This is a genomic window from Bradyrhizobium sp. B039, assembly GCF_038965675.1.
In the GTDB taxonomy this organism is placed as follows: Bacteria; Pseudomonadota; Alphaproteobacteria; order Rhizobiales; family Xanthobacteraceae; genus Bradyrhizobium; species Bradyrhizobium diazoefficiens.
The window spans coordinates 4,682,646-4,704,648 of record NZ_CP152416.1 but is presented as its reverse complement, the minus strand read 5'-3'; the positions used below and the strand labels follow the sequence as shown (position 1 = coordinate 4,704,648).

Here is a 22,003-nt window from a genome sequence, read left to right as displayed (position 1 = left end):
GTCCGAGGCCCGACGGCGGACATCAAGACGCGTATTGGATTATTGAACGCTGGCGAATGACTACGACGCCGCGCGCGAGGCGTCGGCGGACAGCCGCGCCAGCAACGACCTGGCCGTATCCGACGACGACAGCGAGTCCACGCTGACCACGGGATCGCTGCGCATCTCGTGCTTGCCGTTGGAGGTGTGCCGCATCACCGCGGAGAGACGGCGGGCGATCATGTGGGCGGTGCGGAAGTCGGTCTCGGCGAACACGACGATGACCGAGCCGTCCTTCTGCGCCGCGCCGAAATCCATCTGCCGCATCAGGCGGCTCAGGATGCGCGCAGCATCCAGTTGCGCGCGGGGATTTGAAGGATCGAAGGCGAAGCGCGCCACCGACAGGCCGCCGCCGCGGGCGAGCGTCTGCTCGACCGCTCTGGAGAAGTCGCGGGCAAAGGCTTCCGTCGTAAGCAGGCCGCTGCGCGGATCGAGCCAGCCGCCGGCGTCGATCGAGCGCAGCGTGCGGCTCAGTTGCGCTTCCATCGCGTGCTGGCGGATCAGCGGCAGCGCGTTGGCGGCGACCTTCGCCGGCTCGCCCGGAATAAGCTCGAGATTGGGCAGGTCGTAGGTCTGCACGAGCTGGTGTGCGGTCACGACCACGGGCAGGCTGCGGAAGCGGGTGTCTTCGGCGAGCACCGTGAGGAAGGCGTCGATGACGCGCGCGGTAAAACCTTCTGCGAGCACGACGCCATCGATATCGCGAGTGTTGAGATGCTTGGCTGCGGCCTCGATCGAGAGCGCGCCGATGACACCGACGCGCTCACCGAGCGCGACGGAGAGTGCGGGATAGGCCGCGCCGCGGCCGATCAGGAGCACGGTGGCATCGCGCGACGGGTCGCTCTCCGGCAGCGCGACCTTCGCCTCCGGCAGCCGGCGCAGCACGGTGGCATGAAGGGTGCGCACGCGCAGCGCGGCGCGCAGCCGCGCGCTCAGGCGGTCGGGATTGCCGCGCGAGGAGAAGGGCAGGGCGTTGTGAGGCAGCGTGCCCGCCGCGTCCAGGGCCACGAAGGGCAGGTAAAGCGATTGGTCGGCGATCTTCTTGGCGAGCAGCGCCAGATACGGCTCATATCCGCTGTTCATTGCGGCGAGAACCGCGGCCGGCTGCACCTGCTCGACCGCGCGCACCGCGCTGGCCCAGTCGGTGTCGACCACGGGGAAGAGACGGGCCTCGTCCAGCGCCGCAACGAAGGCGGGGCGCTCGGCATTGGACACAAAAAGGATCGGGCCCGCCTGGGACATCGCAAACTCTGATCACGCGACAGATGCTGCGCAATCTAGTTTGGCCGCCTTAATGCAGCGTCAACGAATGGGTCGAAAGTGCGCCTAGGCCGCCCCGGAGCGGTCGCGAAAAGCCTCAACCATCAGGGGGTTAAGCCCAAGCTCGTTGAGCGCCTCGCGGGCGCGGGCATTGTCCTGGGCCCGGCCCGCCAGCCGATGACCGGAAAGGCGGTCGGGCAGCGCGGTGAGCAGGGCGCCCTGGCCGAGCCGGCGCGCCCATTCCTGGAGGTCGTTGGAGAGGAAGCGGTAGCCGCCGACGGCCATGATGCCCGAGGGCGGCGCGGTGATGCAGATCGCACCGCTCGGACGGTCGAGCCGCGCCGCATAGCCGGTGTCGACATAGTCGCGCGGCGGCTGCGCGATCAGCGTCTCGCCGACCGGCTGCGGCGGGGCATAGGCCGCGATCGGCACCATCGCCCCGCGGAGGCCGAGCGTGCCCTTCGGCGTCAGCAGGATCTCGCCGGCGATGGAGGAGCCGGACTGTTCGCGCGGGGCGCCGTGCGGCCCCGGCATTACCGCAACAGGCATGCCGTCCTCGCCGCGGCGGGCGCCAAACAATCCGGCCTCGCCGAAAAGATAGACGTCGGTCAGCGGCGCATGCGGCGCGATCCAGGCATCGCTTGCCGCCACCTGTTCGGGCGCGCGCCACAGGCCGATAACGTTGCGTAAGGTAGGCATCCGCGCCGCCAGGTCGGAATCGCCGAGCCGCAGCGCGAGCTGCGCGGGCGCGATCAGCACCTCGCATTCATGCTCGTTGATCTGCTGCTCTAGCACGTCGTTCTCGAACGGATGATGCAGCGCCAGCGCGCCGCCCGAGAGCAGCCACACCGCGAGCGAGGAGGCGAGGCCGGCGAACGACATCGGCGTGAACGCCGCCATCACGGTTGCGCCCTGCTTGATGTCGGCCTCCAGCGACATCGCAAGGCCCCCGGCGATCAGGCTGAAATGCGGCCGCGGCACCGGGCGAAAGCCTTCCGCCGTGACGTCGAAGGAGATCATCGCCGCCTTGCGGCCGTCCTGGATCACGGCGCGCGTGGTGCCGGGCGGGCGGGCCAGGACCTCGTCGAGCGAGGCCATGCCTTCGGGCAGGTCGGTGCCGAAGCCGCAGACATGGCGGATCGAGAACGCCTCGGCCGCAGCGTGCATCGCGAGGTCGGAATAGCTGACGCCGTCGACCCTGCTCATGGTGACGATGGCGCGCGCGGCGGTGCGGTTGAGCGCAGCGGTCAGTTCCGCGTGGCGCCAGAGCAGCGGCAGCACGGCGACGACGAGACCGGCGCGATGGGCGGCGAGCACCGTCAGCACGAACTCGACCGTGTTCGGCAGCTGGATTGCGATGACGGAATTGGCCGGCAGGCCCGATTCGACGAAATAGGCCGACAGCGCCTCGATGGCGGTATCGGCCTCGGCATAGCTCAGCCGCCGCGGCTGGTGCCCGGTCACGCGCGCCTTGTTGAGGGGGTCGAGCAGGGCGGTCGCGTGCGGCTGCCGCATCAGCGTGCGCTGGAACAGCGTGTCGAGCGTCGGCGATACGGCTTGCTGGTTCACGGCGTCACTTCGCTTGACTGGCCCTAAGGCTCACCCTTCGACCACCAAGTCTCCGGCAGGTAGCCGGACAGCGCAGTGGCCTTTGGCCGTTCTATCCGATTCCAGCGCGCGATCCATTGCTCGGATACGTTAAACAGGGGGATTGTGTAGAAGCCCGCGATCAGGGCGCGGTCCAGCGCGCGCACCGCCGAGACGAAGGCCGTATGTTCACGGGCCTCCAGCAGGGCGGCGATCATGGCGTCGACCGCCGGATCCCTGGCGCCCATGTAGTTGCGGGTGCCTGGATTGTCGGCGGCAGCGCTGCCCCAATAGAAATACTGCTCGTTGCCGGGCGACAGCGACTGGTCCCAGCGGTTCTGGATCATGTCGAACTCGTAAGCGAGCCGGCGCTGGTCGAATTGCACGGGATCGACCGACCGTACGCTCGGCTCGATGCCGGCGCGCCTGAGGTCGCGCTGGAAGGCGAGCGCGATGCGCTCCTGGTCGCGGGTCGTGACCAGGATCTCGAACGTGAAGGGCGCCTTGGTCGTCCGGTTGCGCAGCACGGTGCCGTCGAGATCGTAGCCGGCCTCCGACAACAGTTTCAGCGCGGCGCGCAGCGTGGCCCGGTCGCGGCCGGAGCCGTCGGTCACCGGCAGGCGGTAGCTGCCGTCCATGACATCGGGCGGAATCTGTGCGGCGAACGGCTTGAGCAGCTCGCGCTCGCGCGCGTCCGCAGGCCTGCCATAGGCCGACAGGTCCGAGCCGGCGAAATAGCCGGCGACGCGCGAATAGAGCGAGAAGAAGTAGTTGCGGTTGACCAGCTCGAAATCGAACAGCAGCGTCAGCGCCTTTCGCACGCGGATGTCGGCGAACATCGGACGGCGGGTGTTGAAGACCAGGAATTCCGAGGGCTGCGGCACGCCGGGCTTGACGGTGTCGCGGATCACCTCGCCGCTTTTGACGGCCGGAAAATCATAGCCGTCGTGCCAGCGCAGCGGCTCGTTCTCGACGCGGAAATCGTAGAGGCCGCGCTTGAAGGCCTCGAACTGGCCGTTGGCCTCGCGGAAAAAGTCGAGCCTGATCTCGTCGAAATTGTAGAGGCCGCGATTGATGGCGAGGTCGCGGCCCCAATAGTCGGGATTGCGCTTGAGCGTCACGCTGGCGCCGGGCCGCACCGCGGTGACGCGATACGGGCCGGAGCCGACCGGCCCGGTCAGCGTCGTCTCCTCGAAGGTCGCGACATCGACCGCGTGCTTCGGCAGGATCGGCATCAGGCCGAGGATCAGCGGCAATTCCCGGTCGTTGGCGCCGGTGAGGTCGAAGCGGGCGGTGAGAGGATCGGTCGCCTCGGCCCTGGCGACCTTGGCATAGTATTGCCGAAGGTTCGGTCGGCCGTGGTCGCGCAACAGCTGCCAGGAGAACAGCACGTCCTCGGCGAGTACCGGTTTGCCGTCGGAGAACCGGGCGCGGGGATCGAGGCGGAACGTGACGTAGCTCCGCTCGTCGTCGGTCTCGACCGATCTGGCGAGCAGGCCGTAGAGCGTGAACGACTCATCTTGGCCACGCGCAAGCAGGCTTTCGACCACGTAGCCACGGATCGGCTGCACCGCCAATCCCTTCACGATGAACGGATTGAGGCTGTCGAAGGTGCCGAGCATGCCCCAGGTCAGCCGGCCGCCCTTGGGCGCATCGGGATTGGCGTAGGGCATGTGGGTGAAATCGGCGGGCATAGCCGGCTTGCCGTGCATGGCGATGGCATGGGCCTCCTCGGCCCGTGCGCTGGCCGGCAACCCGGCGCCGAGGGCCATAACGAGGGCCGAGGCGAGGATGATGCAATGGCGGATGCCGGGGCCCTCGAGAAGGCGTTGGAACATGAACATCGGCACACGTTGATTCGAGGACCGGCGGACCTGAATCCTATCACAGGGAATTTGGTGGGGCGCTGGCGCCAGAGTGACCAAAGACGCTTGTCGGCATTGATCTTTTCGTCGGCCACGTTAAGAAGGCGGGCAATCGCGCAAGAGCGCCGAGCCCGTCACTTATCCGCCTCATTTGACGGGGAGAGAGCCGCGCCCAAGGCGGCTTGGTTCGGCGCTTCGGAGCGGTTCGGGCACTTCCCGTTCAGAAAGGGTTTTCTGCAATGAATTTCCGTTACTTGGCCGCGTCCGTCCGGCCGCGCGGGCGACTTCTCGCCTTGTTGACGGCGACGGCGTTGGCCGTTCCGTTTGCCGCCGAGGCCCAGACCCCGGCGCCGGCTCCCGGTGCGCCCGCCGCGCCCAAGGCAGCTCCGGCCCCGAAAGCCGCTCCCAAGGCTGCGCCGAAGGCTCCGGCACCGGCCGCTCAGGCGCCCGCCCAGCAGGCTCCCGCCGCGGGCGCGCCGGCGCAGCAGGGCGCAGCCCAGCCGGCAGACCAGCAGATCCAGCTGATCTACGCCCCCTGGACCAAGTTCTGCCTCAAGGGCCAGGACGCCAACGCCAAGCAGGTCTGCTTCACCGGCAAGGACGGCCGCATCGAGTCGGGCCAGCCGGTCATCGCCGCCGTCATCATCGAGCCGGAAGGCGAGCCGAAGAAGATCCTGCGCGTGACGCTGCCGCTCGGCATGCAGCTCGTGCACGGCACCCGCATCATCGTGGACAGCAATGCGCCGTTGCAGAGCCCGTACGTGATCTGCTTCCAGAACGGCTGCATGTCGGACTACGAAGCGACGCCCGAGCTCATCGCCAACATGAAGAAGGGCCAGAATCTCGTTGTCCAGGCGATCAACGCCAACGGCGCGCCGCTGACGCTGCCGCTGCCGCTCGCCGGCGAATTCCAGAAGGCCTATGACGGTCCGCCGACCGATCCGAAGGTGTTCGAGGAAACCCAGAAGAAGCTTCAGGAAGAGCTTCAGAAGAAGGCGGACGAGCAGCGCAAGAAGCTCGAGCAGAGCGGTGCTGCGCCCGGCGCGGCTCCGGCCGGCCAGAAATAATCGGGACCAGATCCCTGACATGAAAAAGGCGCTCAGTCCGAGCGCCTTTTTTATTGGCCGCTTGCCGGCGGCTTAACTCAGTTCAGCGACGGATTGCGCGGGCGGTAGCCGCCGCCCTTGTCCTTGATGAAGATCTCGGCGACCTGCGAATGGCGGATCGGCTCGCCGGATTCGTCGGGCAACAGGTTCTGCTCGGACACGTAGGCGACGTATTCGGATTCCGCGTTCTCCGCGAGCAGATGGTAGAACGGCTGGTCCTTGTGGGGCCGCACCTCCTCCGGGATCGACAGCCACCACTCCTCGGTGTTGTTGAATTCCGGATCGATGTCGAAGATCACGCCCCGGAACGAGAAGATCCGGTGGCGAACGACCTGTCCGATCTGAAATTTCGCGGTCCGCGCTTTTATCATTCCCCGTCGATAGACCAGGATTGTGGCCGATGCTAGTGGCCTAACTTCGAATTAACGTCCGCTTAAGGGGCAGATAGCTCCCAAGTCTTCAGAAGAAACTTGAGAAATGGTCGATATCCTCAATCTGGCGCTACCGTATTTCGGCTTGATCTTCGTCGGATTTGCCTGCGGCAAGATCAAATCCCTGCCGGAATCGGGCCTGGCCTGGATGAACTTCTTCCTGCTCTACGTGTCGCTGCCGTCGCTGCTGTTCGCGATCATGTCGAAGACGCCGTTTGCGGAGCTGAACAACCCGCCGTTCCTGGTCGCAACCACGCTGTCGACGGTTACGGCGTTCACGCTGGCGCTCGTCGTCGGCAAGGTTCTCGGCCGCCTGACCCTGCGCGAGGCGACGCTCGCAGGGCTCTCCGGCGGCTACGGCAATATCGGCTATATGGGGCCGGGGCTGGCGCTCGCCGTGCTCGGGGCGAAGGCCTCGGCGCCGACCGCGCTGATCTTTTGCTGCGACAGCATCTTCCTGTTCACGATCGTGCCGCTCCTGATCGAGCTGTCCGACCGCGATCATCCCTCGATCGTCCATGCGTTCGGCGTGGTGCTGAAGCAGATCGTGCTCAACCCGCTGATCATGTCGGCCTGTTTTGGCGCGGCGGTGGCAGCGCTGCATATCGAGCTGCCGGTCGCGCTCGACCGCACCATCACATTCCTCCAGAACGCCGCAGCCCCGACCGCGCTTTTCGTGCTCGGCGTGACCGTGGCGCTCCGCCCGTTCGACCGGGTGCCGTGGGAGGTGCCGGGCGTGGTCGCGGTGAAGCTGCTGATCCATCCGCTCGCAGCGTTCGGCCTGATGCTGGCGTTCGGCCCGTTCGCGCAGCCTTGGGCCGCGACCGCCGTGCTGATGGCCTCGCTGCCGCCGGCGCTCAACGTGTTCGTGATCGCCCGGCAGAATGACGCCTGGATCGAATCCGCCTCCGTCGCCGTGCTGCTCGGGACGTTTGCGTCCGTGGTCACGCTGACCAGCGTGATGTGGGCGATCCAGACCGGCCGGCTGGCGTTTCCGTGAGCGAGCTTACCGCCGCCAGGTCGGCGTCAGCCCCTCCCGCATGGCGAAGCGCCGGAGCGGGCCGATGGCGCCGAGCAGGTGCATGCCGACCGCGCGGACCGGCTGGAGCGGCAGGAAATCGTTGAGCAGGGAGCGGTTGGCGATGTCGATCGCAAAGGTCCGGCTCAGGATGTCGGGCCGCCGGGCGCGGTCGTAGCGCTCGAGCACGTCGGGCGCGCCGGGATCCTCGCCCGAGGCGATGGCATCGCCCGCAAGCCTGGCAATGTCGGCGGCATCGCGCAGGCCAAGGTTGAGGCCCTGGGCGCCGATCGGGGGAACCACATGGGCGGCTTCGCCGACCAGCGCGATGCGGTCGCGGCCGAAGGATTTCGGACGTTCGATCGCCAGCGGAAACAGGTTGCGGCCGGGCTCGACCGTCATGCGTCCCAGGATGGAATGCGACTGCTTCTCGATCGCGGCGGACAGCTCGTCGTCGCTTAAACCGCGGAGCCGTTCCGCTTCCGCGGGAGCCGCGACCCAGACGATGCTGGAGCGGTTGCCGGGCAGGGGCACGAACACGCAGGGCCCGTGGGGCGTGTGGAACTCGGTCGAGACATTGCGATGCGGCCGCGCATGGCCGACGTTGAAGGTGAGCGCGGTCTGCGTCAGGTCGCGCCGCGTCACCGCGATGCCGGCAGCCTCCCGGCACAGCGAATGCCGGCCGTCGGCGCCGACCACGAAGCGGGCTGCGAGGAATTGCGCGGAGGCCGTGCGGATCGCGACATCGTCGGCTTCAATGACGACGCTTTCGGCCTCGTCGTCGAAACGGACGATCCCGGGCAGCTCGGCCGCGCGCTCTTCCAGCGCCAGCATCAGCGAGCGGTTGTCGATGTTGTAGCCGAAGGCGTCGAGCCCGATCTCGTGACAGGAGAAGCGGACCTCCGGCGCCCGGAACAGCCGGCCGGTGTCGTCGACGAGGCGCATGATTTCGAGCGCGGCCGCCTTGTCCTTGCAGCGCGGCCAGACGTCGAGGCTCTCCAGCAGCTCGACGGAGGCGCCTAGCAGCGCCGTGGTGCGGTTGTCGGCATAGGGCAGGCGGCGCGCCACCAGCGCGGTCCGTGCACCCGCCTGCGCCAGCGCGATGGCCGCGCTAAGTCCCGCCGGTCCGCCGCCGATCACGGCTGCGTCAAAGAGTGTCGATGCGTCTGTCATGGAACGACATTTGACACGCCCGGCGGCAAATTCAAGCCCACCTATTTTTCCGTGATTTTGTGGCGAATTGTGCGACCGGGCGCCGCAATGGCTTATGTGCAAACCGGCCTCGTTCTGATAGCAGAAGCCATGGATACCCAGCAGGATTCCCTGAAGCCGAGACCGGCGATGCGCGCCGCGGCCTTCTCGGTGCACGTCTTCACCGCCTTCGGCGCGGCCATTGCGCTGCTGGCGATGCTGGAGGCCGTGCGCGAGCACTGGGCGGCGATGTTTCAATGGCTGGGCGTCGCGCTGATCATCGACGCGATCGACGGTCCGATCGCGCGCCGGCTTGACGTCAAGAACGTGCAGCCGAACTGGTCGGGCGACGTGCTCGATCTCGTGGTCGACTTCGTCACCTATGTGTTCGTGCCGGCCTACGCGATCGTGGCGAGCGGCCTGCTGCTGCCGGTCGCGGCTCCCTTGCTCGGCGTCGCCATCATCGTCACCAGCGCATTATATTTCGCCGATCTGCGCATGAAGGCCGATGACAATCATTTCCGCGGCTTCCCGGCGCTGTGGAACGCGGCTGCGTTCTACCTGTTCCTGCTGCACTGGCCGCCGCTGTGGTCGACGCTGCTGGTCGCGGCCCTCGTGGTGCTGACCTTCGTGCCGTTCCACGTGCTGCATCCGGTCCGCGTCGTGCGGCTGCGCTGGCTGACGATGTCGCTGATCGGGATCTGGGCGGTGCTCTCCCTTTACACGCTGGACATGGATTTTCGCGTCGGTCCCGGCGTGACGCTCGCGCTGTGCGCCATCGCGCTCTGGATCAGCTTCAGCGACGCATTGATCCGCTTCGCAAGATCCTTCGCATGATGCATCTCCTCGCCAGCCCCGAAGCCTGGGCCGCGCTGCTCACCTTGACGTCGCTCGAGATCGTGCTCGGCATCGACAACGTGATCTTCCTGTCGGTGATCGTCTCGCGCATCCCGGAGAAGCAGGCGCACCGCGCCCGCCAGATCGGGCTCGCGCTGGCGCTGGTGTTCCGCATCATCCTGCTCAGCGTTCTGGTCTGGCTGATCGGCCTGACCGCGCCGGTGTTCTCGTTTGCGGGTTACGATTTCTCCTGGCGCGACCTCATCCTGATCGGCGGCGGCCTGTTCCTGATCGCGAAGGCGACGCACGAGATCCACGCCGAGGTCGAAGCCGATGAGGGGGAGGGCGACAGGGCTTCCGGCCGCAACGCCTTCTTCTGGGTGATCGTCCAGATCATCGTCATCGACATCGTGTTCTCGCTGGACTCGATCATCACCGCGATCGGCATGGCGCAGGACATCGAGATCATGATCGCGGCCGTCGTGATCGCCTGCCTGATCATGTACCTTTCGTCGGGGCCGGTGTCGCGATTCGTCGCGGAGCATCCGACCACGAAGATGCTGGCGCTGGCCTTCCTGGTGTTGATCGGCGTCGCGCTGGTTGCGGATGGATTCCAATTCCACATCCCGCGCGGCTACATCTATTTCGCAATTGCGTTCTCGGCCGCGGTGGAGTTCTTCAACGTGCTGGCCAAGCGCAACCGCAGGAAAGCCGGCAAATAGTCGCGTTTGGTCCGTTCCATTCCAAGTCGAGTTGACAAGGTGGTCGTGATGTCTTTGGCTTGCCGCCACGACGACCGAGAGGAGGTCAGTCAATGACCAAAGCCGTCCGTGTGCACAAGGTCGGAGGCCCCGAAGCCCTGGTCTATGAGAGCGTCGACGTGCCGGCGCCCGGCCCCGGCGAGGTGCGCATCCGCCAGCATGCGGTGGGGCTGAACTTCATCGACGTCTATTATCGCACCGGCCTCTACAAGGCGCCGGAGCTGCCTTTCATCGCCGGCAACGAGGCCTCGGGCGAGGTCATCGCGGTCGGGCCGGGCGTCACGAATTTCCATCCCGGCGACCGCGTCGCCTACTACCACAATCTCGGCGCCTATACCGGCGAGCGCAATATCCCGTGGGAGAAGCTGGTCAAGCTGCCCGACCACATCACCCACGAGCAGGGCGCCGTGCTGATGCTCAAGGGGCTCACGGTCTGGTATCTTCTGCACAAGACCTTCAAGGTCGAGCCGCACCATCGCGTGCTGATCCACGCCGCCGCCGGCGGCATTGGCCTGCTCGCCTGCCAATGGGCGAGGGCGCTCGGCGCCCACGTCATCGGCACGGTCGGCTCGCGCGAGAAGGCCGAGCTTGCGGAAGCCAATGGCTGCGACCACGTCATCCTCTACAACGAGGAGGACTTCGTCGCGCGCGTCAAACAAATCAGCCGCAACGAGGGCTGCGATGTCGTCTATGACGGCGTCGGCAAGGCGACCTTCCCGGGCTCGCTGTCCTGCCTGAAGCCGCGCGGCATGTTCGTCTCGTTCGGCAATGCCTCGGGTCCGGTGCCGCCGTTCTCGATCGCCGAGCTCAACAACCACGGCTCGCTGTTCGCGACCCGGCCGAAGCTCAACGATTACGTCGGCACGCGCAAGGAATTGCTGGAAGGCGCCGACACGCTGTTTTCCGCCGTCATCAACGGCAAGCTGCACGTGCCGATCAACCACGCCTACGCGCTGAAGGATGCCGCCAAGGCGCATATCGATCTCGAAAGCCGCAAGACCACCGGCGCGTCGATCTTGAAGCCGTAGCTAACCGTCGTTCCGGGGCGGCTCGAAGAGCCGAACCCGGAATCTCGAGATTCTCAGGCGCGCAATTGCGCACCGTAGTTCGATGCTTCGCATCGCCCCGGAATGACGAGCTTGTGTATGCGCCGCTACGCCACGCGCCTCGCCGCGCCGGCCTTGGTCAGGATCGCGTCGAGGCAGTCGATCATCTCGGCGATCTCCGCCCGCGTCACGTTCAGCGCCGGCATGAAGCGCAGCGTGTCGACCTGCGGTGCATTCAGCAGCACGCCGGCTTCGAACGCCTGCGCGACGATGCCGGGCGCGATCGGCAGCTTGAGGTCGAGCGCCAGCAGCAGGCCGCGGCCGCGCACGCCGCCGAGGCCATGCCGGGCCGAGACCTTCTGCAACTCGCTTTCGAGCAAGAGGCCGGTCTCGGTGACCGACTTCAGGAAGTCCGGCTTGCCGACCTCGTCCAGCACCGCAAGGCCGGCCGCGCACATGATCGGGTTGCCGTTGAAGGTGCCGCCCTGGTCGCCGTGCTCGAAGCAAGCCGCGCGTTCGGTCGCAAGCAGGGCGGCGAGCGGCACGCCGCCGCCGATGCCCTTGCCGAGCGTCATGATGTCGGGCGAAATCCCGGCGTGCTCGTAGTGAAAGAGCTTTCCGGTCCGGCCCATGCCGGTCTGGATCTCGTCAAGAATGAGCAGCAGACCGTGCGCCTTTGTCAGCGCGCGCAGCTCCTGCAGGAACTGATCGGTCGCGGGCCATACGCCGGACTCGCCCTGGATCGGCTCGAGCATGACCGCGACGGTGTTGTCGTTGATCAGCTTCTCGACCGAGGCGATGTCGTTGAGCTTCGCCTTCTTGAAGCCGGCGACCTTCGGCTCGAACAAGGGCTCGAACGCCTTCTTGCCCGAGGCCGACATCGTCGCCAGCGTCCGGCCGTGGAAGCCGCCTTCGAAGCTGATGATCTCGAATGCGCCGCCCTTGTGCAGGCTGCCGTATTTGCGCGCGAGCTTGATCGCGCCCTCATTGGCCTCCGCGCCGGAGTTGGCGAAGAACACCTGGTCGAAGGCACTGTTTGCGACCAGCGCCTGCGCGAGCTTGAGGCTCGGCTCGTTGTAGAACGCCGGGCTTGGCGTCAGGAGCCGCTTGGCCTGCGCGGCAAGCGCGTCGGCGATCGCCGATGGCGAGTGACCGAGGCAGTTCACGGCCCAGCCCTGCACGAAATCGAGATAGCGCTTGCGGCTGTCGTCCCAGAGGTAGGAGCCGGCGCCGCGGACGAACACGGCCTTGGGCCGTGCGGTGATGTCCATCAGCGCATCATACGGATGGGTGGCGGTGGTCATGTCGAACTCCTCTGGAGGGGCGGGTGGAAAATGGACGCAAAAAGCAAGAAGGCCGCACTTTGCGGGTGCGGCCTTCTCGAAAACTGGCTGAATTCAGTGCTTCAGCGGCGTCGTCGGACATGGCGCAACCCATCATCGTCGCGGGTGCGACGACGGAAAGCTGCGCGGCGGTTGGTCCGAGAATTGATCATGGGCCGCGTCCCTACAGCCGAAGGGCAGGGCTTGTCAAGCGGGCGTTTCGCGAGATGCCCGCCGAGCGTGCATCGGTCAGGTCGGATGCGCAGCTTCTTCGGCGTCCTCCGCCCCCCAATCCGCAGCCGCAATCGCGCTGTCGATGAGCTCGCCGCGCATCAGCTTGAGCGGGGATGTCCAGTACAGTGCGATGTTGTGGAAGGGATCGGTCAGCACCTTGAACACCCATACCAGTCCGGTTGTGACATCGCGCGCGACGAAGAGTTGGATCATGCGCGCAAGTCCGCCACCGACGCCGATCGCGAGCCAGAGCGCGCCGACATGGCGGATGAAGTCGAGACGCGTGGCGGGTGGATCGAACAGTCCGAACAGAGTGGGGAACACGTACAGCGCGAGCGGCGCGCTGCCCCAGACCAGGAGCAGGATGATCTTGCGGGTCTGGTTGTAACCGACCTTGACCGCTTCCTTGTACGCGTTGCTGACGTCGTTGACTGCGTCATAGCCGCTCGGCTCGAAGAAGAAATGCCCGGTCTGCCGTGTCAGCATCGCGAGCCAGCCGACGAGTCCCGCGAGCGCCGGATCTTTGAACAGCAGCGCATAGCAGGCGAGGAAGATCACGGCGCTGAAGAAGTGCAGCGTCTGGTTGACGGTGCTCTGGTGGTAGAAGCGGTAATCGTCGAAGCGCTGCGTGCGCAGCATGTCCGAGAGGCAGCTCATCATCAATCCTCGCTCGCGTTGAAAGCGCGGCAGAGTTAGGACGAGTCCGTGACCTCCGCGTGAATGCACTATAGTGTCACATTCCGGCGTGCGGTCGTACGCGGCACGACGGTTGCGCAGAGAAATTACTGCACGCCGTAACGGGCGAACACGTCGGCGATGCCGGCATTGATCGCCCTGGCCGCGGCGATGTCGCGCTCCGCGCCGTCGGCGTCACCCGTCCTGCGTTTCGCAAGGCCGCGGCCGTAGAGCGCGCTGTCGAGCTCCGGCTTTGCGCTCAGCGCCGTGTCGTAGTCCGCAATCGCCGCGTCGAGATTGCCGAGCTTGAGGTAGGTGAGGGCGCGGCTGTCCAGCGTGTAGGGATCGCCCGGGCGCATCCGAAGCGACTGCTCGCAATCGGCCAGCGCCTCCTGCAATTGCCCCAGGATCGCGCGCGTCATGCAGCGGGCATTGAACACGCCGGCATAGCTCGCATTGGCCTTGATCGCGCGGTCGTAGTCTTCCAGCGCCCGCGGGTAATCGTGGTCGTCGAAATACATGTTCGCGCGCGCATAGGCGTCGCGGTCGTTGTTCGGCATGAGCTGAAGCGACTTGCCGAAATCGGCCAGCGCCCGGGCCCGCTCGCCCTTGTCGCGGAGGATGCGTGCACGGTTGCCGTAGGCCGGGCCATAGTTGGGATCGAGCCTGATCGCCATGTCGAGATCGGCGAGCGCGCGATCGGCCTCGCCGTGCTCGCGATAGGCCGTGCCGCGATTGAAATAGGCGAGCGCGAATGTCCGATCGAGCTTGATGGCCTGATCGTAGTCGGCGAGCGCATGGGCGTAGTCGTTCTTGCCGATGTAGGAATTGCCGCGGTTGTTGTAGTAGAGCGCGTCATTTGGCTTGAGCCGGATCGCGCGCGTATAGTCGGCGATGGCGTGGTCGCGATCGCCGAGATCGTCATAGGCAATGCCGCGATTGTACCAGGCGATGGCGTCGTTCGGATCGAGATCGATGGCGCGGTTGAGATCGGCGAGCGCACGCTCGGCGTCGCCCTTGCGCCGGAAGATCTCGCCGCGGTTGGCAAGCGCCAGCGGATTGGAGGGATTGGCTTGCAGCACCGCCGAGCAGCCGGCGAGGCGCCGGTCGTCGCCGACCTTGTCGGTGCCGAAACACCATTGCCGCGCCTGGGCGGGTGATGGCGATTGTGCAGCGGCGGGAAGTGCAAGCAGGATCAATGCTGTGCCAATCGCGCACAGCCCGGCCCGGATACCAACCTCGTGATTGTATTTCATCGATAGCCGCGCAGAAACCATTGAGCCTCTGGCGCGTTTGTGATCGAAGGACGCGAATTGGTTCGAACCGGACGCTGGTCCGTTGAGACCAACACTGGCGTGACCAACCAGACAGTATTCAGCCTTGTCCGATACGCCTTACCCGATCGACCTCGACAGCATTCGCGGCGCATTTCCGCCGGGCATCGAAGCGCCATCCCTGCTTGTCGAATTCGCCGATTGGCTGAACGGGCGCCCGTGGGGCAGCGTCGGCCGCTTCTCCCTGCAAGGCCAGTTCTCCGATCATGCGCCGATCGTCGACGGTAGTCCCCTGCGCGACAGGTTTTCGTTGTTCATGCGACTTCCGGACGGCTCGGCCGTCGGCGGGTGGTACGGTGCCGGTCTCGACCGGGACAATCCGCCGATCGTCGGTCTGGGGTCGGAGGGCGACTACGAGCTGCTGGCGCCGAGCCTTGACGGTCTGCTCGCAAAACTGACGTCTCAGCAATTCGGTAACGCCTGGAGCGACCTGCTGCCGCATGACGAGGTCGAGTGTCAGACGGTCGAGCTCGCGCGGTGGCTCGCCGGGCGGCCGGCTGGCGAGCCGATGACGCCGGACGACGCATCGTCGGAGCTTCCCGACTTTCGCGGCTTCGTGGAAAAATGGAGCCGGGATCGCGAGGACTATTGGGCCAATCACCGCCTGATGGCCGAGTTGGGCTGGCGGTTGGCTGCGCATCTGCCGAAGGGGAAGAAGCCCTGGGACAAGACGAACTTCGAGGTCGCGATATCGGGCGCGCAGTATCAGGCGCGCGTCCTCACGCGTGGACCGCAGCCGTTCGAGGAAGCTTCTTCGATCGAATCCCTGCTACGCGACCTGCGCGAAGAGATGCGCCGCGCACAGCCCGAGCTCGGGTTGTGGTACGCGATGAGTTTCGGGCTCTACGCCGACGGCCGCGTCATGCCGAACTTCGAATACGATCTGCGCCCGACCATCGACGGCGAGCCTGCGCTGCTATCCGAGGCGAAGGCCGATCTCGTCCGCGCTCCGCGCCCGGAGCGCTGGGTGCCGAAATGGCTGGCGGCATCCTGAAGCTCGGAATCCCGCGATGCTGCCGCCCAGCCGGCGCGCCGAAATCTTCTGCTGTCGTGCCATCTTGACCTCGCGGGAACGGCACCTTCGATCCCCCTTGACTTAGAGTGCGCTCGAGGGGGTATCTGTACGTGCGTCAGTACGAGAACGGGCACACATGAAGATCGGCGACCTCGCAAAACGAACCGGCTTGTCGACTCACACGTTGCGTTATTATGAGCGCATCGGGCTGCTGCCATACGCAGACCGGGATCGTTCCGGCCAGCGTGACTTTGACGCATCGATCCTCACATGGATCGAATTCCTCGGTCGGCTCAAGACCACGGGAATGCCGATCCGGGACATGTTGCGCTATGCGGCGCTTCGTGATGAAGGCGAAGCCACCGGGCCAGCCCGGCGGCAGATGCTGGAAATCCACCGGGAACAGGTTCGCACGGAGATTGCCGAACTCCAGGAATGCCTGCTCGTCCTTGATACCAAGATCGCCGGCTATGCCGGCGGCGAACAGAGGACGAAGGAAAATGACGCACGCCCAAACACAAGCCGAAAGCCGCTTCGATCGCGGCCAGCGGGCCCTGTCACGCATTGACGGCAGAGCCGGCGAAAAGGTCGTCACCTCACTCGCCGACATCGCTCCGGATTTCGCACGATACGTGATCGAGTTTCCCTTCGGCGACATTTACAGCCGCCCGGATCTCGGCCTGCGCGATCGAGAGATCGCGACGATCGCCGCGCTGACGGCGCTCGGAAATGCCGCGCCTCAGCTCAAAGTGCATATCGAGGCGGGTCTGAACGTCGGGCTGTCTCGCGACGAGATCGTGGAGATCATCATGCAGATGGCCGTCTATGCGGGCTTCCCGGCGGCGGTGAACGGGCTGTTCGCAGCCAAGGAGGTGTTTTCCGCGCATGATGGACGGCAGGGGTCGGGAGAAGCGACATGACGAACTTCGAACACGATGTGCGCCCGACGATCGGGGGCGAGCCGGCAAAATTAGCCGAGGCACAGGCCGACCTCGCCCGCGCGCCGCGTCCGGAGCGCTGGGTGCCGAAATGGCTGGCCGAAGCCTGATCGCGACTTCGCACTTGCGCCCGGCGCGCGCTTGGTGATGCTGCCTCAGGCAGCATCGGGGGCTCGTTTGATTAGATCGATACAGTTCGAAAAGATTGGCACGGCGCCGACGCGTCTCGGATTTTCGCTCGTTGCGAGCGGGGTTGCGGGCGATCAGTCGCTACTTTTCCTGTTCGAGTCCTCGGGAGACAGCGCATCGACTGCAGCCGCGTTGCGCGCTTCTGGCGTATTGCCGCATCCGAAGATGGAAAGGTTGAAGCGTTACGGTCTGCACAAGTCGGCTGCCGGATCGGAGCTATGGATCGATCTGCCTCCGCTTGAGCTCGGCCATTCTCATGTCGACCTCTTTCCCGACGGGCGGGTCTTGCTGGCGAGCCGCAGACACAACTGGCGGGCCGAGACCGACCACGACCTGAACGGAGTCATCTTTGATCCCCGGACCGGACGAGCAGACCGCGTCGGCCTCGGCGATGCCATCAGCGATCTCCAGATCGATGACCTCGGACGGATCTGGATTGGGTATTTCGACGAGGGTGTTTTTGGCAGTTCGGTCGGGCAGGCCGGCTTGGTTTGCTTCTCGACTTTGGGAGAGAAGGTCTGGGAATTTCCAGCAGATGCAGACCACACGATTGACGACTGCTACGCGCTCAATGTGGCGGGCCCAGAGGCCGCCATTTTCTTCTACTCGGATTTCCCGCTCTATCGGATTGGCGCAGACTTCGAATTGACCTGGAAGCAAACGAAGCTTCGAGGCTGCCACGCGTTCGCAATGTCCGAGACGGAGATTCTGTTCTCGGGCCAATACGACGATCCACCCAATGTGGCCTACATCGGACGATCGGATCGAGAGGGCATGATTCTTGTGAGGCGGGCATACCTGTTCATGCCCGACGGCTCAGCGCGACCGCGCGGCCGTTTGCAGGGCCGCGGCAGGCATCTCTATCACTTCGGCGAGGACGGGATTTACCGGGCGACACTGGGTTGAGCCCGTTGACGGAGTGCTCTCAGAACCCCGCGACGCTGCCGTGCAGGTCGTATTGGTCGGCGCGCTCGATCTTTGCCGTGACGATCTCGCCGACGCGCAAGGGGCGGCGGCTCGACAGGTAGACCGCGCCGTCGATCTCGGGCGCATCGGCCTTCGACCGGCCCCGGGCAACGGTCGGGCCGACCTCGTCGATGATGATCTGCTGGCGCGTGCCGACCTTGCGCTTCAGCCTGCGCGCCGAGATCTTCTGCTGGCGCGCCATCAGCGCGTTGTAGCGCTCCTGCTTGACCTCTTCCGGCACGGGATTGGCGATCGCATTCGACGTCGCACCGGCAACCGGCTCGTATTTGAAGCAGCCGAGGCGGTCGATCTCGGCTTCGTCGAGCCAGTCGAGCAGATAGGCAAAGTCCGCGTCGGTCTCGCCGGGGAAGCCGACGATGAAGGTCGAGCGCAGGGCAAGATCAGGGCATTCCTCGCGCCAGCGCTTGATCCGCGCCAGCGTCTTGTCCTGCGCCGCCGGGCGCTTCATCGCCTTCAGCACCTCGGGGCTCGCATGCTGGAACGGGATGTCGAGATAGGGCAGCACCGTGCCTTGCGTCATCAGCGCGATGACCTCGTCGACATGCGGGTAGGGGTAGACATATTGCAGCCGGACCCAGGCCCCGAGCTCGCCGAGCTCGCGCGCGAGGTCGAGGAATTTGGCGCGGACCTGGCGGTCCTTCCACGGGCTCTCGGCGTATTTCAGGTCGACGCCATAGGCCGAGGTGTCCTGCGAGATCACCAGCAGCTCCTTGACGCCGGCGCCGACCAGCCGCTCGGCCTCGCGCAGCACGTCATTGGCCGGGCGCGAGACCAGATCGCCGCGCAGCTTCGGGATGATGCAGAAGGTGCAGCGGTTGTTGCAGCCCTCGGAGATCTTCAAATAGGCGTAGTGCCGCGGCGTCAGCTTGATGCCCTGCGGCGGCACCAGGTCGAGATGCGGATTGTGGGCGGGCGGCAGCGCGCGGTGGACCGCGTCCAGCACGCTCTCATATTGCTGCGGGCCGGTGATGGAGAGCACGCCGGGATAGGCCTGCTCGATCTGCTCGGGTTCCGCGCCCATGCAGCCGGTCACGATCACCTTGCCGTTCTCGGCCATGGCCTCGCCGATCGCCGAGAGCGATTCCTGCTTGGCGCTGTCGAGGAAGCCGCAGGTGTTGACGATGACGATGTCGGCCCCGTCATGCTTGCGGGCGAGCTCGTAGCCCTCGGCGCGCAGGCGCGTGATGATGCGCTCGGAATCCACCAATGCCTTGGGACAACCGAGTGACGTGAATGAAATGCGGGGCGCTCTGTCCATTGTATCGCCTGGAGCCTAGATCTGAATTGTCCGGATTTAGCGATCCAAGTAATTGAACCGATGGCGAAATTCAATAACTAACCTATGGACCGGTTCCGATTGTGTGACTGGAGGGGCCGAGATGAATCCTCCAACGTGCACGTTCCCGTTGTTATTCTGTTCTTGCGTATTTCCACGGAGCTAAACTGCGATGCGCCATTTCATCCTCGGCATGGTTTTCGCCGTCATTTCCTGGAGTGCGATGTTTCCGGCGCGGGCTGAAGTCGACAAGATCTTACGTGTTTGCGACGGACAAAAAGGCCTGTGTCCGGAATTCAGGCCGCGCGTGAAGGCGCCCGATGGGTGGGCGAAGGACGAGGCCGCAAGCCTCAAATACGGCGCCTCAATGTTCGTGCCCAGGGGGAAGGGATTCGGTAACGCCGAAGCAATCATCTATGCCGAAGGCCGCTACAACAAGGATCGAACCGAACTGGTTCAATGGGTGGCAACGAGCGATCAGGATTGGGCGGCGACGTCCGGCAAGAATGCCAAGATCACCTCGCTTCCCTCGGCCAGCCCCGGTGTCATCATCAACCGGTACGACAATCCGTCCCTGAAGGACCAACCGGTCGAAGTGATCGCGCATTACGTTGATGTCGACAAGGACGGCAACTCCTATGTCGTGCGGCTGGCGGTCTCCGGCAAGAACGAGGGTGCGGTGTTGGCCGCCGTGCCACTCCTCGATAAAATGATCGCTGGCGCGAGGATTCCGTAAGAGCGTAAGCCCACCAGATGGCAGCTGCCGTCGGGCGGGAGTGGGCGGCTTTGAAAGTTTACATTCGTTGTCTCAGGAGCATCCGAGCGACACGAAGCTGACCTTGGGCGCAGCCGTCTCTTGCATATCTCTTGATCTGCCTGATTGATCGGCAGGAGCTAGTCCTAAATGCGGTCAATTACAACCCTTTGCAGGGCGTTCCGGCGTGCTATGGATGAATCACCTGACGTGAGTGAGCCATGAGCGCCGAGCAGTCGCCCAAAATCGTGATCGTCGACGAAAGCCCGATCCGGGCCGCGATCCTCGAGGAGGGGTTGCGGGAGGCCGGATTCACGCAGGTCGCCCATATCCGCGAGATGCAGAGCCTGCTGGCCCGTATTTATGCGGTGGATCCCGACATCATCCTGATCGATCTCGAAAACCCCAGCCGCGACGTGCTGGAGGCGATGTTCCAGGTCAGCCGCGCCGTGCGCCGGCCGATCGCGATGTTCGTCGACCAGAGCGATTCAGCCTCGATCCAGGCCTCGGTCGAGGCGGGCGTATCCGCCTACATCGTCGACGGGCTGAAGAAGGAGCGCATCAAGCCGATCCTCGACCTCTGCGTGTCCCGCTTCAACGCCTTCGCCAAGCTTCAGGAGGAACTCGAGCGCACCAAGTCGCAGCTCGAGGACCGCAAGATCATCGAGCGCGCCAAGGGCATCTTGATGAAGGTGAAGGGCCTCACCGAGGACGAGGCCTATGTGCTGCTGCGCTCGACTGCGATGCGCGAGAAGAAGAAAATCGGCGAGATCGCCCAGTCGATCATCACCGCGTCGGAGATGCTGAAATGACCGGACCGCTTCGCATCGGGTTCATTCCGCTGGTCGATGCCGCCGCGCTGATCGTCGCCGTCGACAAGGGCTTTACTGCCGCCGAAGGCCTCGACGTCGAGCTGGTGCGCGAGGTCTCCTGGTCCAACGTCCGCGACAAGCTCAATATCGGCCTGTTCGACGCCGCTCATCTGCTGGCGCCCGTGGCGATCGCGTCCTCGCTCGGGCTCGGCCACGTCAAGGTGCCGATCGCCGCGCCGTTCAATCTCGGCATCAACGGCAACGCGATCACGGTGTCGCCGACGCTCCATGCCGCGCTGATGGAGGAGATCGACGGCGACCGCTTCGATCCGCTCGTCACGGCGAAAGCGCTGGCGCGGGTGGTCGCCAGGCGGCGCAAGCTAGGTGCCGATCCGCTGACCTTCGGCATGACCTTTCCTTTCTCGACCCACAATTACCAATTGCGGTTCTGGATGGCGGCGGCCGGCGTCGATCCCGACGAGGACGTGCGGCTGGTGGTGCTGCCGCCGCCCTACATGGTGGACAGCCTCAGGAGCGGCCATGTCGATGCGTTCTGCGTCGGCGCGCCCTGGAATTCGGTCGCGGTCGATCTCGGCATCGGCCACATCCTGCATTTCGCCTCCGACATCCTCGTCCGGGCGGCGGAGAAGGTGCTGGCGGTCCGCCAGACCTGGGCCGACAAGAATCCGGACGTGGTCGCCAGCCTCGTGCGCGCGGCCGTGAAGGCCGCCGAGTTCATCGAGCATCCGGAGAACCGCATCGAGGCCGCGCGCATCCTGGCGCAGCCGGAGCGGATCGGCGTCGATGCCGAGGTGATCCAGCGCACGCTCACGGGACGTCTGAAGATCTCGCCCGACGGCACCTTCCGCGAGAGCGGCCGTTACCTCCTGGTCGGACGCGAAGGGGCAGGGCGCCCCGATCCGGTCCAGGCCGCCTGGCTCTACGCCCAGATGGTGCGCTGGGGACAGACGGCGCTGACGCCGGACGGCGTCAAGACGGCGATGGCCGTGTTCAGGCCGGATCTCTACGATGCCGCCCTGGGCAGCCGGGCGCCCAGCGAGGCTCCCGCGGCGTTCGGGGCGTTCGCCGGCCCCGTCTTCGATCCCGACAATATCAGGGGGCATCTCGAGGCCTTCGAAGTCGGTCGCTGGAAGGCCTGATTCGAGCCTGCATCGTTTTTAGGCGCCTGGGCTCTTCGTCTAAATTTTGGGCTGGCTGCTCGAATTTCGTGAGAGTTCCCCGCCCGGGAGTTCCCGGGGGCACTCCTAATGATCTGAAATTGCAGCAATTCTCATTTCGATGAAGCTGGCACGCAACTTGTATGTT

At 65.2% G+C, this 22,003-nt stretch carries 21 protein-coding genes and 1 pseudogene; 13 read left to right on the top strand and 9 right to left on the bottom strand.

The features are described 5' to 3' along the window. Nucleotides 1-60 precede the first annotated feature (60 nt). The 3 genes from AAFG50_RS21990 to AAFG50_RS21980 all read right to left on the bottom strand — a co-directional run bounded on the left by AAFG50_RS21990 (nt 61) and on the right by AAFG50_RS21980 (nt 4,730). Nucleotides 61-1,281, bottom strand: a complete 1,221-nt coding sequence (locus tag AAFG50_RS21990) for a hypothetical protein (RefSeq protein ID WP_028173973.1) — start codon at nt 1,279-1,281, stop codon at nt 61-63. Nucleotides 1,282-1,365: 84 nt separating this feature from the next. After that, a complete protein-coding gene (locus tag AAFG50_RS21985; protein ID WP_011087362.1) occupies nt 1,366-2,868 on the bottom strand; it encodes a class I adenylate-forming enzyme family protein in 1,503 nt (500 codons plus the stop codon). Between the two features lie 23 nt (nt 2,869-2,891). After that, nucleotides 2,892-4,730 (bottom strand): extracellular solute-binding protein, encoded by a 1,839-nt coding sequence (locus AAFG50_RS21980; protein WP_028173974.1) that lies wholly within the window; start codon nt 4,728-4,730, stop codon nt 2,892-2,894. A 260-nt stretch (nt 4,731-4,990) separates the two neighbouring features. Here AAFG50_RS21980 and AAFG50_RS21975 point away from each other — a divergent pair, with 260 nt between their 5' ends. Continuing rightward, nucleotides 4,991-5,818 (top strand): invasion associated locus B family protein, encoded by an 828-nt coding sequence (locus tag AAFG50_RS21975; RefSeq protein ID WP_028173975.1) that lies wholly within the window; start codon nt 4,991-4,993, stop codon nt 5,816-5,818. Nucleotides 5,819-5,895: 77 nt separating this feature from the next. On the opposite strand, the gene hspQ is transcribed toward AAFG50_RS21975, so the two are convergent. Further along, nucleotides 5,896-6,228 (bottom strand): heat shock protein HspQ, encoded by a 333-nt coding sequence (gene hspQ, locus AAFG50_RS21970; RefSeq protein ID WP_011087359.1) that lies wholly within the window; start codon nt 6,226-6,228, stop codon nt 5,896-5,898. A gap of 106 nt (nt 6,229-6,334) precedes the next feature. Between hspQ and AAFG50_RS21965 the strand changes: the two genes are divergently transcribed. Beyond that, complete coding sequence (locus tag AAFG50_RS21965) at nt 6,335-7,288, top strand: AEC family transporter (protein ID WP_028173976.1); 954 nt, start codon at nt 6,335-6,337, stop codon at nt 7,286-7,288. A gap of 6 nt (nt 7,289-7,294) precedes the next feature. Here AAFG50_RS21965 and AAFG50_RS21960 read toward each other — a convergent pair whose 3' ends face one another. Then, a complete protein-coding gene (locus AAFG50_RS21960) occupies nt 7,295-8,479 on the bottom strand; it encodes a UbiH/UbiF family hydroxylase (protein ID WP_028173977.1) in 1,185 nt (394 codons plus the stop codon). An 87-nt stretch (nt 8,480-8,566) separates the two neighbouring features. Between AAFG50_RS21960 and pcsA the strand changes: the two genes are divergently transcribed. From pcsA to AAFG50_RS21945, 3 genes are all read left to right on the top strand, one after another. After that, the gene (pcsA, locus tag AAFG50_RS21955; protein WP_028173978.1) at nt 8,567-9,334 is read left to right on the top strand and encodes a phosphatidylcholine synthase; all 768 of its coding nucleotides are present in this window, start codon (nt 8,567-8,569) and stop codon (nt 9,332-9,334) included. Next, nucleotides 9,331-10,056, top strand: coding sequence for a TerC family protein (locus AAFG50_RS21950; protein WP_028173979.1), 726 nt, complete (start codon nt 9,331-9,333; stop codon nt 10,054-10,056). Before pcsA ends, AAFG50_RS21950 begins: the two co-directional genes overlap by 4 nt. Nucleotides 10,057-10,148: 92 nt before the next feature. Then, nucleotides 10,149-11,123, top strand: coding sequence for a quinone oxidoreductase (locus AAFG50_RS21945; RefSeq protein ID WP_028173980.1), 975 nt, complete (start codon nt 10,149-10,151; stop codon nt 11,121-11,123). Nucleotides 11,124-11,248: 125 nt separating this feature from the next. Here AAFG50_RS21945 and AAFG50_RS21940 read toward each other — a convergent pair whose 3' ends face one another. The 3 genes from AAFG50_RS21940 to AAFG50_RS21930 all read right to left on the bottom strand — a co-directional run bounded on the left by AAFG50_RS21940 (nt 11,249) and on the right by AAFG50_RS21930 (nt 14,628). Then, on the bottom strand, nt 11,249-12,445 hold the full coding sequence (locus AAFG50_RS21940) for an acetylornithine transaminase (RefSeq protein WP_028173981.1): 1,197 nt from the start codon (nt 12,443-12,445) through the stop codon (nt 11,249-11,251). Nucleotides 12,446-12,712: 267 nt separating this feature from the next. Then, on the bottom strand, nt 12,713-13,354 hold the full coding sequence (locus tag AAFG50_RS21935) for a membrane protein (RefSeq protein ID WP_028173982.1): 642 nt from the start codon (nt 13,352-13,354) through the stop codon (nt 12,713-12,715). Between the two features lie 125 nt (nt 13,355-13,479). Further along, entirely contained in the window at nt 13,480-14,628 is a 1,149-nt protein-coding gene (locus AAFG50_RS21930; RefSeq protein WP_231166483.1) for a tetratricopeptide repeat protein, read from the bottom strand. A gap of 124 nt (nt 14,629-14,752) precedes the next feature. On the opposite strand from AAFG50_RS21930, the gene AAFG50_RS21925 reads away from it, so the two are divergent. From AAFG50_RS21925 to AAFG50_RS21905, 5 genes and pseudogenes are all read left to right on the top strand, one after another. Next, the gene (locus AAFG50_RS21925) at nt 14,753-15,700 is read left to right on the top strand and encodes a hypothetical protein (protein ID WP_028173984.1); all 948 of its coding nucleotides are present in this window, start codon (nt 14,753-14,755) and stop codon (nt 15,698-15,700) included. Nucleotides 15,701-15,857: 157 nt separating this feature from the next. Beyond that, on the top strand, nt 15,858-16,289 hold the full coding sequence (locus tag AAFG50_RS21920) for a MerR family transcriptional regulator (protein ID WP_028173985.1): 432 nt from the start codon (nt 15,858-15,860) through the stop codon (nt 16,287-16,289). Next, on the top strand, nt 16,222-16,641 hold the full coding sequence (locus AAFG50_RS21915) for a carboxymuconolactone decarboxylase family protein (protein WP_028173986.1): 420 nt from the start codon (nt 16,222-16,224) through the stop codon (nt 16,639-16,641). Before AAFG50_RS21920 ends, AAFG50_RS21915 begins: the two co-directional genes overlap by 68 nt. After that, a pseudogene (locus AAFG50_RS21910) lies at nt 16,638-16,769 on the top strand (hypothetical protein); the annotation flags it as partial. The gene AAFG50_RS21915 and the pseudogene AAFG50_RS21910, both read left to right, overlap by 4 nt. 31 nt (nt 16,770-16,800) lie before the next feature. Further along, nucleotides 16,801-17,754, top strand: coding sequence for a hypothetical protein (locus tag AAFG50_RS21905; protein ID WP_231166482.1), 954 nt, complete (start codon nt 16,801-16,803; stop codon nt 17,752-17,754). A gap of 19 nt (nt 17,755-17,773) precedes the next feature. On the opposite strand, the gene rimO is transcribed toward AAFG50_RS21905, so the two are convergent. Continuing rightward, nucleotides 17,774-19,093, bottom strand: a complete 1,320-nt coding sequence (rimO, locus tag AAFG50_RS21900) for a 30S ribosomal protein S12 methylthiotransferase RimO (protein WP_011087346.1) — start codon at nt 19,091-19,093, stop codon at nt 17,774-17,776. Between the two features lie 190 nt (nt 19,094-19,283). On the opposite strand from rimO, the gene AAFG50_RS21895 reads away from it, so the two are divergent. The 3 genes from AAFG50_RS21895 to AAFG50_RS21885 all read left to right on the top strand — a co-directional run bounded on the left by AAFG50_RS21895 (nt 19,284) and on the right by AAFG50_RS21885 (nt 21,837). Further along, nucleotides 19,284-19,847, top strand: a complete 564-nt coding sequence (locus AAFG50_RS21895) for a hypothetical protein (RefSeq protein ID WP_028173987.1) — start codon at nt 19,284-19,286, stop codon at nt 19,845-19,847. Between the two features lie 239 nt (nt 19,848-20,086). Next, on the top strand, nt 20,087-20,677 hold the full coding sequence (locus AAFG50_RS21890; protein WP_011087344.1) for an ANTAR domain-containing protein: 591 nt from the start codon (nt 20,087-20,089) through the stop codon (nt 20,675-20,677). Continuing rightward, complete coding sequence (locus AAFG50_RS21885) at nt 20,674-21,837, top strand: CmpA/NrtA family ABC transporter substrate-binding protein (RefSeq protein ID WP_028173988.1); 1,164 nt, start codon at nt 20,674-20,676, stop codon at nt 21,835-21,837. Before AAFG50_RS21890 ends, AAFG50_RS21885 begins: the two co-directional genes overlap by 4 nt. Nucleotides 21,838-22,003: the final 166 nt, after the last annotated feature.

What these genes read in the sequence shown, in the direction of transcription:
- AAFG50_RS21915 (WP_028173986.1), top strand. Translation starts at nt 16,222, where the DNA reads ATGACGCACGCCCAAACACAAGCCGAAAGCCGCTTCGATCGCGGCCAG.
- AAFG50_RS21945 (WP_028173980.1), top strand. Translation starts at nt 10,149, where the DNA reads ATGACCAAAGCCGTCCGTGTGCACAAGGTCGGAGGCCCCGAAGCCCTG.
- AAFG50_RS21895 (WP_028173987.1), top strand. Translation starts at nt 19,284, where the DNA reads ATGCGCCATTTCATCCTCGGCATGGTTTTCGCCGTCATTTCCTGGAGT.
- AAFG50_RS21950 (WP_028173979.1), top strand. Translation starts at nt 9,331, where the DNA reads ATGATGCATCTCCTCGCCAGCCCCGAAGCCTGGGCCGCGCTGCTCACC.
- AAFG50_RS21965 (WP_028173976.1), top strand. Translation starts at nt 6,335, where the DNA reads ATGGTCGATATCCTCAATCTGGCGCTACCGTATTTCGGCTTGATCTTC.
- AAFG50_RS21885 (WP_028173988.1), top strand. Translation starts at nt 20,674, where the DNA reads ATGACCGGACCGCTTCGCATCGGGTTCATTCCGCTGGTCGATGCCGCC.
- AAFG50_RS21940 (WP_028173981.1), bottom strand. Translation starts at nt 12,445, where the DNA reads ATGACCACCGCCACCCATCCGTATGATGCGCTGATGGACATCACCGCA.
- AAFG50_RS21930 (WP_231166483.1), bottom strand. Translation starts at nt 14,628, where the DNA reads ATGAAATACAATCACGAGGTTGGTATCCGGGCCGGGCTGTGCGCGATT.
- AAFG50_RS21920 (WP_028173985.1), top strand. Translation starts at nt 15,858, where the DNA reads ATGAAGATCGGCGACCTCGCAAAACGAACCGGCTTGTCGACTCACACG.
- AAFG50_RS21980 (WP_028173974.1), bottom strand. Translation starts at nt 4,730, where the DNA reads ATGTTCATGTTCCAACGCCTTCTCGAGGGCCCCGGCATCCGCCATTGC.
- AAFG50_RS21990 (WP_028173973.1), bottom strand. Translation starts at nt 1,281, where the DNA reads ATGTCCCAGGCGGGCCCGATCCTTTTTGTGTCCAATGCCGAGCGCCCC.
- hspQ (WP_011087359.1), bottom strand. Translation starts at nt 6,228, where the DNA reads ATGATAAAAGCGCGGACCGCGAAATTTCAGATCGGACAGGTCGTTCGC.
- AAFG50_RS21960 (WP_028173977.1), bottom strand. Translation starts at nt 8,479, where the DNA reads ATGACAGACGCATCGACACTCTTTGACGCAGCCGTGATCGGCGGCGGA.
- AAFG50_RS21890 (WP_011087344.1), top strand. Translation starts at nt 20,087, where the DNA reads ATGAGCGCCGAGCAGTCGCCCAAAATCGTGATCGTCGACGAAAGCCCG.
- rimO (WP_011087346.1), bottom strand. Translation starts at nt 19,093, where the DNA reads ATGGACAGAGCGCCCCGCATTTCATTCACGTCACTCGGTTGTCCCAAG.
- AAFG50_RS21975 (WP_028173975.1), top strand. Translation starts at nt 4,991, where the DNA reads ATGAATTTCCGTTACTTGGCCGCGTCCGTCCGGCCGCGCGGGCGACTT.
- AAFG50_RS21935 (WP_028173982.1), bottom strand. Translation starts at nt 13,354, where the DNA reads ATGAGCTGCCTCTCGGACATGCTGCGCACGCAGCGCTTCGACGATTAC.
- pcsA (WP_028173978.1), top strand. Translation starts at nt 8,567, where the DNA reads ATGGCTTATGTGCAAACCGGCCTCGTTCTGATAGCAGAAGCCATGGAT.